Source organism: Kitasatospora sp. NBC_00240 (assembly GCF_026342405.1).
Taxonomy (GTDB): Bacteria; Actinomycetota; Actinomycetes; order Streptomycetales; family Streptomycetaceae; genus Kitasatospora.
Window position 1 is genome coordinate 2,874,362 of record NZ_JAPEMU010000001.1, and the last position, 12,810, is coordinate 2,887,171.

Annotated in this window: 9 protein-coding genes and 1 pseudogene; 4 read left to right on the forward strand and 6 right to left on the reverse strand. The window is 73.4% G+C overall.

Features of this window, described 5'->3' with window-relative positions:
* Nucleotides 1-70: 70 nt before the first annotated feature.
* The 4 genes from OG689_RS12180 to argB form a co-directional block, all read right to left on the reverse strand.
* Nucleotides 71-1,066 carry an ABC transporter substrate-binding protein gene (locus OG689_RS12180; RefSeq protein ID WP_266320084.1) on the reverse strand — a complete coding sequence of 332 codons (996 nt, stop codon included), beginning with the start codon at nt 1,064-1,066 and terminating at the stop codon, nt 71-73.
* A 100-nt stretch (nt 1,067-1,166) separates the two neighbouring features.
* Nucleotides 1,167-1,433, reverse strand: coding sequence for a phosphopantetheine-binding protein (locus OG689_RS12185; protein WP_266320086.1), 267 nt, complete (start codon nt 1,431-1,433; stop codon nt 1,167-1,169).
* A gap of 137 nt (nt 1,434-1,570) precedes the next feature.
* On the reverse strand, nt 1,571-2,935 hold the full coding sequence (locus tag OG689_RS12190; protein ID WP_266320088.1) for a lysine N(6)-hydroxylase/L-ornithine N(5)-oxygenase family protein: 1,365 nt from the start codon (nt 2,933-2,935) through the stop codon (nt 1,571-1,573).
* A gap of 215 nt (nt 2,936-3,150) precedes the next feature.
* Nucleotides 3,151-4,143: an acetylglutamate kinase gene (gene argB / locus OG689_RS12195; protein ID WP_266327042.1), complete on the reverse strand. Its 993-nt coding sequence runs from the start codon at nt 4,141-4,143 to the stop codon at nt 3,151-3,153.
* 330 nt (nt 4,144-4,473) lie between these two features.
* Between argB and OG689_RS12200 the strand changes: the two genes are divergently transcribed.
* The 4 genes and pseudogenes from OG689_RS12200 (at nt 4,474) to OG689_RS12210 (ending at nt 6,552) form a co-directional block, all read left to right on the forward strand.
* The gene (locus OG689_RS12200; RefSeq protein ID WP_266320090.1) at nt 4,474-5,343 is read left to right on the forward strand and encodes a DeoR/GlpR family DNA-binding transcription regulator; all 870 of its coding nucleotides are present in this window, start codon (nt 4,474-4,476) and stop codon (nt 5,341-5,343) included.
* A gap of 170 nt (nt 5,344-5,513) precedes the next feature.
* On the forward strand, nt 5,514-5,882 hold the full coding sequence (locus OG689_RS12205) for a gamma-glutamylcyclotransferase family protein (protein ID WP_266320092.1): 369 nt from the start codon (nt 5,514-5,516) through the stop codon (nt 5,880-5,882).
* A gap of 57 nt (nt 5,883-5,939) precedes the next feature.
* Nucleotides 5,940-6,215 (forward strand): annotated as a pseudogene (locus OG689_RS45030) (molybdopterin-binding protein); the annotation flags it as partial.
* 64 nt (nt 6,216-6,279) lie between these two features.
* On the forward strand, nt 6,280-6,552 hold the full coding sequence (locus OG689_RS12210; protein WP_266320093.1) for a hypothetical protein: 273 nt from the start codon (nt 6,280-6,282) through the stop codon (nt 6,550-6,552).
* 67 nt (nt 6,553-6,619) lie between these two features.
* On the opposite strand, the gene OG689_RS12215 is transcribed toward OG689_RS12210, so the two are convergent.
* Entirely contained in the window at nt 6,620-7,933 is a 1,314-nt protein-coding gene (locus OG689_RS12215) for an MFS transporter (RefSeq protein ID WP_266320095.1), read from the reverse strand.
* A gap of 103 nt (nt 7,934-8,036) precedes the next feature.
* Complete coding sequence (locus OG689_RS12220) at nt 8,037-12,743, reverse strand: flavodoxin domain-containing protein (RefSeq protein ID WP_266320096.1); 4,707 nt, start codon at nt 12,741-12,743, stop codon at nt 8,037-8,039.
* Nucleotides 12,744-12,810 lie beyond the last annotated feature (67 nt).

The window sequence follows — 12,810 nt, forward strand, 5'->3', positions numbered from 1 at the left end:
CCGTCGCGTGCGGTGGTTGGTGTCCGCCCCGGGCGGCCGGCGTTGCGGCGGCCGCCCGGGGCGAGGCGGGCTAGAGGCCCTTGAGGATGGTCTCGACCTGGTTCAGGACGTCGATCGAGGTGCCGTACCGGTCGGTAGTGGCGTAGGTGACCGGGAGGACCTTGCCGGCCTGGACGGCCTTGAGGTTCTTCCACGACGGCTGCTTGTCGAGGTCCTTGGTGTCCTGCGGGACCTCGCCGGTGGCGGCCGTCCTCGGGATCAGGATGATGTCGGCGTCGGCGAGCACGTCGAGCTTCTCGGTGGAGTAGGTCACCTCGTGCTCGGCCGGATCGGCCGAGGCCTGAGAGAACGTGGCGCCGGCGTCCTTCAGGACCCGCCCGACCCAGGAGCTGCTGGTGTCGACGAGGAACTCGCCGCCGCCGTACGAGGAGGCGATGGTCCACTTGACGGTGTTGAGCTTGGCCGCGTAGTCGGTCTTGATCTTCGCGGCCTTGCTGTCGTAGTCCGCCTTGAGCTTCTTGAACTCGGCGTCCTTGCCGACGGCGGTGGCGATCTTCTCCTGCGCGGTCAGCAGGTCGACCGGCTTGTCGATGCCGAAGTACAGGGTGGGGGCGATGCCTTCGAGCTTCTTGACACCCCAGTCGAACGCGGTGGCGCCCTCGACCACGATCAGGTCGGGCTTGAGCGAGGCGACCTTCTCGATGTTGATCTCGATGCCGGAGCCGATCGGCTCGATCTTCTTGGCGGCCTCGGTCTGCGAGGGCAGCAGCTCCATCGGGTTGTTCTCGTCGATGGTGCTGGTGCCGACCGGCTGCACGCCCAGGTCGAGCAGCGCGCCGGTGGCGTACGAGATGCTGACGATCCGCTTGACGCCCGCGGGGACGGTGATCCTGCCGTTGGTGGCCTCGACGACCACGGGGCCCGCCGCCGTGGCCGCGCCGGACGGGGAGGCGCCGGCGGCGTCCTTGCCGTCGCCGTTCGAGCCGCAGGCCGCGAGGGTGAGCGCGGCGGTGGCCGCGACGGCGGCGACTCTCAGGCTGCGGGACGTCAGGACACGGGTGTTCATGGTTCTCCTTGGAGGTGGCACAGGGTTTCGCACGACGGCTCGCGGCGGCGGGAGCCGGGGCAGGTGGTGGGGGCCGGGCGGGAGCGGGGGCTCCCCGGGGTCAGTGCCCGGCGAGGTGGGCGGACCAGGTCCGGACGGTGGGGGCGGCGCCGAGGTCGGCCAGCTCGGCGAACTCCGCCCTGGCGCCGCGGGCCCGCCAGATCTCGACCAGGTGCATCAGCCGCATGGAGTCGAGGCCGAGGTCGCGCAGGTCGTCGTCGTCACCGATGTCCTCGGGCCGCTCGCCGAGGATGTCGGCGAGGTCGGCGCGGACGCTCTCCAGGTCCAGGCCGAGCGGGCCGCCGGTGGTCGTGGTGCTGTCGGTCATGGTGGTGATCCGTTCGGTTCCGGGGATCGGAGCGCCGGGGCGCGGCGGGACGGGGCACGGCGGGGCGGTCCGGGCGGGCCGGGACGGGGCTCGCCGGGGTGTGCGGCGCCGGACGGGAGGCCCGCGCCGCCCGCCTGTCACAGCACGCCGAGCCGGCCGTCCTCGGCGCGCAGCTGGCGCCCGGTGTGGCGGAGCAGCAGCGAGTCGCAGATCTCGCCGGAGCGGACCGCCAGGGTCGACAGCAGCGAGGAGGTGATGCCGTGGGTGTGCTCGGTGCCGCCCTGGAGGTAGACCCCGACGTCGACGTGGTCGTCCGTCAGCACCCGGTGGTCGCGGTCGACCTTCAGCCGGCCCTGCTCTTCGGTGCGGCAGGCGTCGAAGAACTCGCCGAGCAGCTCGCGCGGGTCCACGTGGGTGTAGCCGGTGGCGAGGACCACCGCGTCGGACTCCAGCAGCAGCTCCTCCCCGGTGGTGAGCGAGCGGACGGCGGCACGGGCGCCGTCGGCGGTGTGCTCGACGCCGGTCAGCCGGCTGGCGTTGAGGATCCGCAGCCGCTCGCGGCCGGCGACCTTCTCCTGGTAGACGGTGCGGTAGAGCTGCTCGATCAGGTCGCCGTCGACCACGGAGTAGTTGGTGTTGGCGTGCTGGCCGAGCAGCGCGCGCTTCGCCTCGTCGGAGGCCGCGTAGAACTCGTCCACGGCCGACGGGTCGAAGATCCGGTTGGCGAAGGGGCTGTCGTCGGCGGGGCTGTAGCCGTAGCGGGTCAGCACGGCGCAGATCTCGGCGTCCGGGAAGGTGCGGTGCAGGTACTCGACGGCCTCGGCGGCAGACTGCCCGGCGCCGACCACGGTGAAGCGGCGGTGGCGCAGCCCGTCCTGGTGCGCGGCCAGCTCGGGGGCCCGGAAGAGCAGGTCTCTGGTGTGCCAGACGCGCTCGCCGGCGGTGACGCCCTCGGGCAGGCGCGGCGTCAGGCCGGTGCCGACGGCGATGTTGCGGGCGAGCCGGACCTCGCGGTCGGCCGGGTCGGTCACCGACCGGGAGACGATCTCGACCAGTTCGATCCGGCCGTCCGTGCGGACCGGCCGGACTTCGGTGACCTGGCGGCCGTAGCCGGTCCAGCCGCCGAACTCGGCGGCGCACCACTCGAAGTAGCCGTGGAACTCCTGGCGGGTCGGGTAGAAGGACTTCAGGTTGATGAAGTCGGCCAGCCGGCCGCACTCCTGGAGGTACGTGAGGAAGGTGAAGCGGCTGCGCGGGTCGCGCATGGTGACGAGGTCCTTGAGGAAGGACACCTGCATGGTGGCGCCGTCGAGCAGCATGCCGCGGTGCCAGCCGAAGCGCTCCTGCCGCTCCAGGAAGCGGACCTGGAGAGCCTGTTCCGGGTCGCGCCGGTTGTGGTCGTCGATCGCGATGGCCAGGGCCAGATTGGCGGGACCGAAGCCTATGCCGACCAGGTCGTCGGCATCGTCGCCTCGGTCGATTGCGCCGTTCTCGCGCGACATGCTCGTCCTTCCGTTGACTGCTTGCTTGCTCGTCCCGGGGTGTCCCCCCGCCGGCTTCCGCGGTCCGGCACTTTCACCCGAGACCAAGGTAAGGCTTGCCTAAGTTCTCCCATTAGGCAGGGGGAGTCAAATTCACTCCGCATCCACACCGATACCCGGGGCCTGCGAGATCCCCCGGAATCCCGGCCGGCGGGCCGGCCACGCACCGTGCGGGATCAGGTCACGCCCGCCGTCACCAGCACCCGGCCCGCATCGCGCACCGGGCCGGACCGCCCCGCCGACACCGGCCCGCACCGCCCGGCGGACGGCTCCGCCAGGGCGTCCGGGACGACCTCCGTACCCACCCCCGGGCCCGCGAACGCCCGCAGCAGACCGTGCCGGACCCGGCCGTCCAGCACCCGGGCACTGCGCACACCGGAGCGCACCGCGCGCAGGCAGCCCTCCATCTTCGGCAGCATGCCACTGGCCAGACCCGGGATCAGCTCGGCCAGTTCACCGACCGTCAGCCGCCGGATCACCTCGTCCGAGGTCGGCCACTCCCGGTACAGCCCCTCCACGTCGGTGAGCATCATCAGCATCTCCGCCCCCAGCGCGCCCGCGAGCGCCGCCGCCGCGGTGTCCGCGTTCACGTTGTAGACCTGTCCGTCGGCGCCCCGGGCGATCGAGGACACCACCGGGACCCGGCCGTCCGCCAGCAGCGCCCTGACCAGCGAGGGATCGATCGCCGCGACGTCCCCCACCTGGCCGATGTCCACCTGCTCGCCGTCCACCAGGGCGAACCGCTTGACGGCGGTCATGGTGTGGGCGTCCTCACCGGTCAACCCGACCGCGAACGGGCCGTGCTCGTTGACCAGGCCGACCAGTTCGCGCTGGACCTGACCGGCCAGCACCATCCGCACCACCTCCATGATCTCGGGGGTGGTGACCCGCAGGCCGTTGGTGAAGGAGGACTCCAGGCCCAGCCGGTCCAGCTGCGCGTTGATCTGCGGGCCGCCGCCGTGCACCACGACCGGATGCAGCCCGGCGTATCGCAGGAAGACCACGTCCTGGGCGAAGGCCGCCTTGAGCTCGGCGTCCACCATGGCGTTCCCGCCGAACTTGATCACCACGGTGCTGCCGCGGAAGCGCTCCAGCCACGGCAGCGCCTCCAGCAGGCCCGCCGCCCGCCGGCTCTCGGCACGCCGCCCCCGGCCCGACTGCCCGGCCATCCAACTGCTCACTGCTCCCCCTGAGTTCAGGATGTCCGAACAACGGCGCAGCACCTGCGCCGCAGCCCTGGCCGCACCCGTCCCGGAGCGAATCGGACGGCGGAGGCTATCCCCCCAGGACCATTTAGGCAAGGTTTACCTTACATAGTTGCCCCCGCTCCGTCACCACCCGGGAGCGGATCCGCACGGTCCACCACCCGGGCGGATCCGTGCACCCCGGCCGGACCGGGCATCCGGGACGACGGCCGCCGCACCGGGCTCCCAACTCGCCGGCGTCGGGCCACGACCGCGGAACCCCCGGTACGCTGGGCAGTTCACTGCAGTACATTCATGCCGACGGACGACTCTCTCGACTGCGGCTCTGGGGACCTGGTGGCTGATCAAGGACTTCTCGCGCATCAGCGCCGTGCGCTGATCATGGAGGCAATCCGGCGCGACGGTGCCGTCCGCGTCTCGGAGCTGGTGGAGCAGCTCGGCGTCTCCGACATGACCGTCCGACGCGATCTGGACGCCCTCGCCCGCAGCGGCGACGTGGAGAAGGTGCACGGCGGCGCCGTCGGACTCGTCGGCCACGGCGGCAACGAGGTCGGCTTCGACACCAAGAGTGGGCTCCAGCAGGCCGCCAAGCAGGCCATCGCGGAGGCCGCGGCGCTGCTGGTGACGCCCGGCAGCGTGGTCGCGCTGGGCGGCGGCACCACGGTGCACGCCGTCGCGACCCGGCTGGTGAACGTCCCCGGGCTGACCGTGGTGACCAACTCCCTGCCGATCGCCCAACTGCTGGAGTCCGAGGGCGTCAAGAGCCCGACCTCGCCGTCGGTCCTGCTCACCGGCGGCGCGCCGACCCCCTCCAAGGTGCTGGTCGGCCCGCTCGCCGACACGGTGATCGGCTCGCTCCACGTGGACCTGCTGATCCTCGGGACGCACGGCGCCTCCGCCCAGGCCGGCCTGACCACCCCCAACCTGGCCGAGGCGCAGACCAACCAGGCCCTGATCAAGTGCGCCCACCGGGTCGCCGTGGTCGCCGACCACACCAAGTGGGGCATCACCGGCCTGAGCAGCTTCGCCCGGCTGCACGAACTCGACCACTTCATCACCGACGCCGGACTGCCGCCGGCGGAGCGTGCCGCCCTCGCCGAGGCCGTCGGCGAACTCGTCGTCACCGACGGCTCGGAGATCACGACGGAGCGCGGCTCGATGTGAGCCGCCGCTTCGAACCAGCCTGCCGGAAAACATATTTGATGGATCGTCAACTCGACCTGCCGGAAGGCCGCTTCGCGACGGCCCGAGGGGGACACGGCGGCAGGCCCGTCCGGCCGGCCAGGATGCGAGGCGCCCCCACCCCCCGCCCCCGGACCTGAAAGGTTTCGACGATGCCTGGACCAGCCTCGCACCGCCTCTTCTCCTACGGCACCCTGCAGTCGGAGCAGGTGCAGCGCAGCCGTTTCGGCCGGCTGCTGGACGGGCGGCCGGACGCCCTGCCCGGCTTCCGGGTGACCATGGTCGAGATCACGGACCCGGAGGTGATCGCGGCCAGCGGCACCGACCGGCACCCGCTGGTACTGCCCTCGGACGAGCCCGGCGACCTCGTCGAAGGCAGCCTCTTCGAGGTCACCGCCGAGGAGCTGGCCGCTGCGGACGACTACGAGGTGGACGACTACGCCCGCCACGAGGTGCGGCTCGCCTCCGGCACCACGGCCTGGGTCTACCTCGCCGCCCACCACGATCCCGCCGCCGTCTGAAACCCTCGCCACGACCGGCCGGGCCGGACCCGCGGCAGCCCCGCCCGCGGTCGCGGCCTGCCGGCCGCGGGCCGGGTCCGGGACGCGCTCGGCCCGCTGCTGCCCGCGCAGATCTCCCGGCCGGGCGGGGAGCCGGCCGGCGTACGGCACGTCCCCGACCGGCCGCACGGCCGGCTCGCGCAGGCTCTCGACGAACCCGGCCCGGCCGACGTCGTGGTGGTCACCGGCTCGACCTCGGTCGGCCCCACCGACCAGCTGCGCGAGGCACTGCGGGCGTCCGGCGCCGTGTTGGCGGTCGACCACGTCGCCTGCCGTCCCGGGCACCCCGCAGCTGCCGGCCCGGCTCGGCGACGGGCGCCATCCGGTCGGCCTGCCGGGCAACCCGTTCGCCGCGCTGGTGGCCGCGCACACCCTGCTGGCGCCGCTGATCGCCGGTCTGACGGGCCGGCCGCTGCCGGCGCTGCGGCGGGCTCCGCTCGACGGTGGCGTCCGCCCCGCACCGGGCCGCACCCGGCTGGTCCCGGTGGTGTGGGAGGGCGGTGGCGTCCGCCTCGTCGAGGGGCACGGCTCCGCCTTCCTGCACGGTGCGGCCCTCGCCGACGCGCTCGCGGCGGTCCCGCCGCACTGGACGCCGGGCGGCGCCGTCCCGCTGGTCCCGCTGACCGGCTGAGGCCCGGACACCCGCAGCGGCGTCCCCTGCGGCCGGCCGCAGCGCCGGATCCCACCACCGCGGGGCTTCAGCCGCCGGGGCCGTGCGGCGACCGGGCGGTGTCGAGCAGCGGGGCCTCGTCGGGCCGGCCGGCCGCCGTGCGGTCCGGGTCCTGGCGGGTGCGGCGGGTCCGCTCGGCCCATCCGGCCACCGACGGGCCCGCCGCCCCCAGGGCCGCGAAGAACGTGCCGAGCAGCAGCCAGCCCGCGGATCCGAGTCCGAGGACCACCGTCGTGAGGAGCACCGGGGCCAGGGCCTGTCCGGCGTCGAAGCAGATGCCGAAGAAGCCCTGGTACTGCCCCTGGGCGTGCTCGGGGGCGAGACCGAAGCCGAGCGCGAATCCGGCCGAGGACTCCCACACCTCCCCGAGACTGTGCACGCAGACGGCGAGGACGGCGAGCGCCGGGGCGGTCCAGGACGGAACGGCGGCGGTCAGGGCCATCAAGGGGCAGCTGACCAGGAAGAGCAGCCCGGCGAGGCGGAACGCCCGGCCGCCCTGACGCGGCGTTTCCACCCGGGAACCGATCCTGCTCTGGAGCAGCACGCACACCCCGCTGTTGACCGCGTAGACCGCCGCCACCGTCCAGCGGGGCGCGTCGGTGTGGGCGGACAGCCAGACCGGCAGCAGCAGGGAGACGGTCTGGTACTGCAGGCCCATCGCACCGTAGAGCGCGGCGAAGGACACGAACGGCCGGTCGGACAGGACGGCCCAGCGGTGGTGCTGCTCGGGCCGGGGCAGCGGCCGGTAGCCGGGGAGGCCGACCAGGCCGATCAGGCAGGCGCAGACGAAGCTGGCGGCGTTGGCGAGGATGAGCGCGGTGTAGGCCGTGCGGGTGCCGGCCGAGACGGCGAAGGCCGCGCCGAGGGTGCCCAGGACCACGCCGAGGTTGACGAACGTGCGGAGTTTGGCCCTGAACGCGGCCGGGCGTTCGCCGCCGGCACGGGCGACGAGGGCTCCGCCGGCGGCGCCGCTCGCCGTTGCGGCCAGCCGGTCCAGGGTGGCGACGAGCGTGAACGTGGCCCAGCTGTGGATGAGGACGAAGGCGGCCATCGTCACGGCCTGCAGCGCGAGGGTGGACAGCCAGACCGTGCGCGGGCCGTACCGGTCGGCCAGGTTCCCGGCTGGGATTCCCGCCAGCAGCCCGGTCAGCCCGGCGATCGTGAGGCCGAGACCGACCTGGGCCGCGGGCAGGTGCACGACCAGCGTGAAGTAGAGCACCGCGGCGGTGTTGAACAGTCCGTTGCCCACCCGGCTGACGAAGCTCGCGGCGATGAGAGCGCGCTGCGGACCGCTCGGCGCCGGCGCGCCGGACCTCCGTGGCTCGGCGTCCTTACCGATCATGGCGAACAGGCTAGCAGCGCCCCCGTCGGCACTCCTCGAGCGGTCCGGACCGCCCCTCGTCACCCGGCGGCCTCCCGGGCGGGGGCCGCCGGTCGTGGCGCCGTCAGTAGACGTCGCGGGCGTAGCGCTTGTCGGTGGACATCTGCTTGACGTAGGCGGCGGCGTCGTCCTCGTCGAGGCCGCCGTGGGTGACGGCGATGTCGCGCAGGGCCTGGTCGACGTCCTTGGCCATCCGGCTGGCGTCGCCGCAGACGTAGAAGTGGGCGCCGTCATGGAGCCAGGACCACAGCTGGGCGCCGTGCTCGCGCATCTTGTCCTGGACGTAGACCTTGTTGCGCTGGTCCCGGGAGAAGGCGAGGTCGAGCCGGGAGAGGGTGCCGTGGCGGTGCAGTTCCGCCAGCTCGTCCTGGTAGTAGAAGTCGGTGGCCCGGCGCTGCTCGCCGAAGAAGAGCCAGTTGTCGGCCTGGTGGCCGAGCGCCCGGCGCTGGTCGAGGAAGCCCATGAAGGGCGCGACGCCGGTGCCCGGGCCGATCATGATGGCGGGGGTGGCGGGGTCGGCGGGCGGCCGGAAGTGCGCGGAGCGCTGCACGAACAGCGGGACCGGGGTGCCGGGTTCGGCGTCGGCGAGGAAGGCCGAGGCGACGCCCTTGCGCCGCTGGCCGCGCGGGCCCTCGTAGCGCAGCACCGAGACGGTGAGACTGACCTTGCCGGGGGTGGCGAGCGGGCTGGAGGAGATGGAGTACAGCCGCGGCTGGAGCCGCTTGAGGGTGTCGGTCCACTCCTGGGGGCCGAGCCGGACGGGGTACTCGGCCAGCACGTCCACCGCCTGGCGGCCCCAGTTCCACCGCGCCAGGCCGTCCCGGTTGTCCGGGCGGAGCATCTGCTTCAGCTCGCGGTCGCCGGTGTGCTCGACGGCCAGCCGCAGCAGATCGGGGGTGACGCGGGTGATGTCGAGGTGCTGGGTGAGCGCCTCGGCGAAGGTGGTGGTGCGGGTGCCGGCGAGGACGACCTCGGCGGCCGGGTCGGCGCCGGTGACGGCCAGCCATTCGGCCACCAGCTCGGGACAGTTGGTGGCGCGGACACCGAGGGCGTCGCCGGCCTCGTACTCGACGCCGTCGCCGATGTCGAAGGTGAACCGGCGGACTTCCTTGCCCGCGCCCGGCAGGCTGAGCAGCTGGTTGCCGGAGAGGGCCGCCGGGTAGGGGTCGTTCTTGGTCGGGCGGGCGGCGGCCGGGGCCGGCCGGCCGCCGGGAGATGCCGGCGCCGCGCCGGCAGGTGCTGCGGCGGATGCTGCCACGGGGGTGTCGAGGGAGCCGAGGACGGCCCCCAGCCAGGCGTCCGCGCTCTCCTCGAAGTCCGGTTCGCAGTCGGTCCGCGGGTGCAGCCGGGTGGCGCCCAGCTCCGCCAACCGGTCGTCCAGCCGCCGCCCGTGACCGCAGAAGTCGTCGTAGCTGGAGTCCCCGAACGCCAGCACGGAGTACCGCAGACCCTCCAGCCGGCCCGCGTCGCCCGCGCTCAGCCCCTGCCAGAACTCCGCGCCGTTGTCCGGCGCCTCACCGTCCCCGAAGGTGCTGGAGACGACGAGCAGGTCGGCCTCGGCGGGCAGGCTCGCCAGCGGGCAGTCGGCCATGCTGCGGACGGACGGGGTGCGGCCGGCCTCGGCCAGCCGGGCACCGACGGTGGCGGCGAAATCCTCGGCGGTGCCGGTCTGGGACGCCCACAGCACGATCAACTCCCGTGCGGGGGAACTGTCCTGGCCGCCAGCGGCGGGGGTGTCGAGGGAGCCGAGGACGGCCCCCGACCAGGCGTCCGCGCTCTCCTCGAAGTCCGGTTCGCAGTCGGTCCGCGGGTGCAACCGGGTGGCGCCCAGCTCCGCCAACCGGTCGTCCAGCCGCCGCCCGTGACCGCAGAAGTCGTCGTAGCTGGAGTCCCCGAACGCCAGCACGGAGTACCGCAGACCCTCCAGCCGGTCCTCGTCGGCCATGCTGAGCGCCTGCCAGAACTCCGCGCCGTTGTCCGGCGCCTCGCCGTCGCCGAAGGTGCTGGTGACGAGCAGCAGGTCGGTGTCGGCGGTGAGCTGGGCCAGGTTCGCGTCCGCCATGGCGAGCAGGACGGGTGTGCGGCCGGCCTCGGTGAGGCGGGAGGTGAGGGCCTCGGCGTACTCCTCCGCGGTGCCGGTCTGCGAGGCCCAGAGCACCAGCAGGCGGCGGGTCGGCGCTGCGGCGGCGGGGGCGGCCGGGACGAGTTGGCCGGCGATCACCGACGCGGTGGCGGGCGCGGCGGTCCGGGAGAACATGCCGGCGAGGACGCCGTCCACCCACAGGGCCGTCCCCGGGTCGAACGGGGCGGCGGGCGGCAGAGCCGGGACGCCCGCGGCGGGCGGGGCCAGCGTGACGCCGGAGAGGTAGCCGGAGAGGTAGTGGCGCTCGTGCTCGGCGAGCGGGGGCGGCGTGAGGTCGGCCAGGCCGAGCAGCGCGGCCAGCGCGGTCATGGCCGGACCGGCCTGGGCGGGTGCGGGGGTCATGGCGGTTCCCTGCTGGTGGACGGGCGCTGCGGCGACGGCCTGGGGCACGGCGGTGGGCGTGGCCGGGTCGGCGGCGGGTTCGGCGTCGGGGCGGAGCACGGGCACCGGGGCGGTGGTCCTGGCGAGGGTCACCGCGCAGGCCTTGAACTCGGGTTGGAAGGAGAGGGGGTCGACGGCGTCGTTGGTGACGGCGTTGACGGAGAGGTACTCGCCGAAGAGGTCGTTCCAGTGGAAGGGCGCGAAGCAGTTGCCGGGGCGGACCCGGTCGGTGACGACGGCGGGCAGGACGGCGCGGCCGCGGCGGGAGGCGATCTCGACGTGGTCGCGGTCGGCGATGCCGAGCCGTCGGGCGTCCTCGGGGTGCAGTTCGACGAAGGGGCCGGGGTTGAGTTTGTTGAGTTTGGCGACCTTGCCGGTCTTGGTGAGGGTGTGCCACTGGTGCTGCAGGCGGCCGGTGTTCAGGACGAACGGGTAGTCGTCGTCGGGGAGTTCGGCGGCGGGCAGGTGCGGGCGGGCGAAGAACTGCGCCTTGCCGCTCGCGGTGGGGAAGTGCAGCCGGGGGCGGGTGCCGTCCGGGTTCTCGGCGGCGCTCCGGCCGGCGCCGTCGTCGAGGTAGCGGATCGGGTTGCGGTCCGGGCCGCCGGGCGCGGCCGGCCACTGCACCGGCGTCCCACGCAGCCGCTCGTACGTCACCCCGCGCAGGTCCCAGCCGGTCTCGGGGTTCCAGGCCCGGCGGAGCTCGTCGAACACCTCCTCGGCGCAGGTGTAGGAGAAGGCCTCGGCGAAACCCATCTCGCAGGCCACCCGGGCGATCAACTGCCAGTCGGGGGTGGCCTGGCCGGGCGGGTCGATCACGCCGGGCAGCAGGGTGAGGTTCCGCTCGGAGTTGATCATCACGCCCTCGGACTCGGCCCACATCGCGGCCGGCAGGACGATGTCGGCGTAGGCGTTGGTCTCGGTGTCGGTGAAGACGTCCTGGGTGATGACGAGTTCGGCGGCCTCCAGGCCGGCGATGACGGTGCGGCGGTTGGCGACCGAGGCGACCGGGTTGGTGCAGATGATCCAGCAGGCCTTGATGTCCCCGGCGGCCATCCGCTCGAACATCTCGACGGTGCCGCGGCCGACGTCGGTGCGCAGGGTGTCCGGGGGCAGGCCCCAGAGGTCCTCGGTGAAGGCCCGGTCGGCGTCGACCAGGACCGAGCGCTGCCCGGGCAGGCCCGGGCCCATGTAGCCCATCTCGCGGCCGCCCATCGCGTTGGGCTGCCCGGTCAGCGACAGCGGACCGGAGCCCGGGCGGCAGATCGCGCCGGTGGCCAGGTGCAGGTTCACCAGCGCGTTGGTGTTCCAGGTGCCGTGGGTGGACTGGTTGAGGCCCATCGTCCAGCAGCTCGTCCACTCGCCGGCCTCGCCGATCCAGCGCGCGGCCAGCCGGATGTCGGCCTCCGGTATCCCGGTGATCTCCGCGACCCGCGCCGGCCCGTAGTCCGCCAGGAAGCCCGGCATCACCTCCCAGCCCTGCGTGAAGGCCGAGATGAACTCCCGGTCGATGTGCCCGTCCGCCACCAGCAGGTGCAGCAGCCCGTTCAGCAACGCCAGATCGGTACCGGGCCTGATCTGCAGGAACAGGTCCGCCTTGTCCGCAGTGGCGGTGCGCCGCGGGTCCACCACGATCAGCTTCGCCCCCGCCGACCTCACCCGCTCCGTCATCCGCAGGAACAGGATCGGATGGCAGTCGGCCATGTTCGCGCCGATCACGAAGAACACGTCCGCGCGCTCGAAGTCCTGGTACGACCCCGGCGGCCCGTCCGCCCCCAACGACAGCTTGTAACCCGTACCGGCCGACGCCATGCACAACCGCGAGTTCGACTCGATCTGGTTCGTCCGCACGAACCCCTTCGCCAACTTGTTCGCCAGGTACTGCGCCTCGATCGACATCTGCCCGGACACGTAGAACGACAACCCGTCCGGCCCGTGCTCCTCCAGGACCGCCCGCAACCGCCGCGCGACCGCGGTCACGGCCGCGTCCACGTCGGTGGGCACGGCGGGTTCGTCCCGGGTGGTGCGCACCAGTGCCGTCCCCAGCCGGCCGGGCGCGGCCAGCATGTCCGCGGTGGTGGCGCCCTTGGTGCAGAGCCGCCCGCGGTTCGCCGGGTGGGCCTTGTCCCCCGACACCTTGGCGACGCTCCGACGGCCGTCCGCACCGCGCTTCAGGTCCAGCACGATGCCGCAGCCGACACCGCAGTACGAGCAGACCGTCCGTGCCTGACCGCCGTCCGTCCCCGTCACGGTTCCCCCTCTGCCCTCGCAGGACCAGGGCCCTGTCCGTCGCGCGTCCGCCGGTGAACCGCCGGAC